Raw genomic sequence first — 768 nt, forward strand, 5'->3', positions numbered from 1 at the left:
GGTCGATGCCTCAATCGACCGTGATATCGCGCTTGCCCGCAAGGCGTAAGCACCCCGACCTTCACTTCACTCAAGGAGACACCATGAACGACAACCCTCGCGTGCGGCGCCTCGCCGATCAGATCAAGAAAATCGTGGCCCGTACGCTCGACGAAAAAGTCAAGGACCCGCGTCTCGGGTTCGTGACAGTCACCGACGTCCGCCTCACGGGCGATGGCCAGCACGCCTCGATCTTCTATACCGTGTACGGAAGCGATGAAGAGCGTGCCGGGACCGCTGCCGCGCTCAAGGCGGCGAAGGGCATGCTGCGCAGCGCCGTGGGCCGCGGCATCACCGCACGTCTCACCCCGTCGCTTGAGTTTTTTGAAGACACGATCCCCGAGACGTCGAAAACGATCGAAGATCTCCTCGTGGAGGCGCGGCACCGAGACACCGAGCTCGAACGCGGCCCGGAACGCCCGGATGGCGAACTCGCCCCGGTTGGCCACCAGCACCTTGCGGAACTGCGTTCTCCTCATCACGATCGGCGACGACGCCCGCCGCGGCGGGGGTTCCCGCGCGACGGACGCGTGATCCTGACACGACCGGCCAGGTCCCGACCACTGCTCGGGACAGCGTGCCCACACCGCGGGACACGACCCCGTCCCGACGTGCCGGTGTCGCCCCGTGGCGTGGCACGACGTGCCGTCGTGGGGGCGGCGCGTGGCGTGAACCGGGCACCTCGGGCACCGTGGGGAGCGGCACCGGCGCCCGTCGGCCGGTGCGGAG

The 768-nt window shown here is 68.1% G+C and carries 2 pseudogenes; one reads left to right on the forward strand and one right to left on the reverse strand.

The features are described from left to right. Window positions 1-83: 83 nt before the first annotated feature. Window positions 84-443: pseudogene (gene rbfA / locus D8M34_RS18535) on the forward strand (30S ribosome-binding factor RbfA); the annotation flags it as partial. Here the strand turns inward: rbfA and D8M34_RS19925 are convergent. Further along, window positions 428-518: pseudogene (locus D8M34_RS19925) on the reverse strand (biotin carboxylase N-terminal domain-containing protein); the annotation flags it as partial. The pseudogenes rbfA and D8M34_RS19925 sit on opposite strands and share 16 nt — an antisense overlap. Window positions 519-768 lie beyond the last annotated feature (250 nt).

This window comes from Microbacterium sp. HSID17254 (assembly GCF_003989315.1).
Classification (GTDB): Bacteria; Actinomycetota; Actinomycetes; order Actinomycetales; family Microbacteriaceae; genus Microbacterium.